Genomic DNA, 1,530 nt, shown 5'->3' with positions numbered 1-1,530 from the left:
TTCGCCCTCGGACGACAGCACGGTGGCGCGCTTCTCGCGCTCCGCGCGCATCTGCTTCTCCATGGCGGAGAGCACGTCCGACGGCGGGTTGATGTTCTTGATCTCGTAACGGAGGACCTTCACGCCCCAGGGATCCGACGCTTTGTCGAGCTCCTCGACCACCCTCAGGTTGATGTGGCCCCGCTCCTCGAAGGTCTTGTCCAGCTCGATCTTGCCGATCTCGCTACGCAGCGTGGTCTGGGCGAGCTGGGAGATGGCGAAGATGTAGTTGCCGATGCCGTAGGACGCTCTTGCCGGGTCCACCACCTGCAGGTAGAGAACGCCGTCCACCCCGACCTGGACGTTGTCCGAGGTGATGCAGATCTGCTCCTCGATATCCAGCGCGTGCTCCTTGAGGCTGTGGCGGTAGGCGACACGCTCCAGGAACGGCACCAGGATGTTGAACCCCGGGTTGAGTGTTCGCGAGAACTTTCCGAGATTTTCGATGACGTAGGCGTTCTGCTGCGGCACCACCACCGCCGTCTTGATCAGCACCACCAGCACCACGAGGGCGATAACGCCCGTCGTGATCAAAAAACCGAGATTGGCTTCCATTTACTTTCCTTCCTCGGGTTCGTTCACCCTGTCGCCCGGCAGCCCCTCGATGGACAGATTCAGGCTGTCTCTCCCCACCACCCGCGCCTGGGCGCCCGCCAGAATCGGCGTCGAGCCCACGTTGACCGCGGTCCACTGCGTGCCCTGGAAGCTGACCCGGGTCTGTGCGCCGAGAGGCACGTCTTCACCCACCGATACGATCCGGCCGGCCACCGTGTACTCGAAGCCCGGCAGACCGCCGCGAATCCGGTCGTAGAGCTTCCCCCGGAACCACACCATGGACACCACCGCCAGGATCGCGAATGCCAACAACTGACCCCAAACGGGCAGCTCCAGACCCGCCAGACCGATGACCCCCACCAGGACCGCGGCGGCCCCGACGAAGATCAGGTAGAACGCCGCGTCGACAGCCGTCAGCTCCACGCCCATCAAGACGATTCCCAGACTCAACCAGCCCCACCAAGGCATGTCTCTGCTCCTGCGCGTTGGGCCGTCGTCGGCTTCTTCGGCAGCTACCGTCCTCCGTCCACGATGACAGTCGCCGCCGGTATTGGATTGGCCCCCTGTTACGAGTATGCTCGTTTACATGGGTCGGATCAATCCCGCCAAGGAGGTGTCGCCATGACGTCCGCCGATCAGTTCATCGACGAGTTGTGGGATTACGCAAACCAGGTGCCAATGGTGGAGCACCCTTGGTTCAAGGGCATCGTCGACCACCGGTGGACCCGGGAACAGATCGTCCTGGGGGAGGTGCAGCACTATCTGCGCGTGCGCACCAACCCCATCTACTTCGGTTACATGGCGGTCAACGCGGTGGCGAACCGGGAACAGGGGCTGGCGGACGTGGTGCTGGAGAACTTCCTGGAAGAGTTGTCGGGTGAGCGCAGCCACGTGGACATCATGTACCAGTTCCTGGAGGAAGCCGGCATCTCGCGC

General features: G+C 63.0%; 3 protein-coding genes. 1 reads left to right on the top strand and 2 read right to left on the bottom strand.

Going from position 1 to position 1,530, the window contains the following annotated elements; translation table 11 throughout:
* The coding region (locus OXF11_17205; protein ID MCY4488836.1) for a paraslipin at positions 1 to 594 on the bottom strand (594 nt) is incomplete at its 3' end.
* Positions 595 to 1,062, bottom strand: coding sequence for an NfeD family protein (locus OXF11_17200; protein ID MCY4488835.1), 468 nt, complete (start codon positions 1,060 to 1,062; stop codon positions 595 to 597).
* Positions 1,063 to 1,215: 153 nt separating this feature from the next.
* Between OXF11_17200 and OXF11_17195 the strand changes: the two genes are divergently transcribed.
* Positions 1,216 to 1,530, top strand: a 315-nt coding sequence (locus OXF11_17195) for a hypothetical protein (GenBank protein MCY4488834.1), incomplete at its 3' end; no start/stop codon positions are given.

Source organism: Deltaproteobacteria bacterium, from assembly GCA_026712905.1.
Lineage (GTDB): Bacteria > Desulfobacterota > Binatia > UBA9968 > JAJDTQ01 > JAJDTQ01.
Note: the sequence above shows the minus strand (reverse complement) of the source record. Positions and strands in the feature narration are given on the sequence as shown.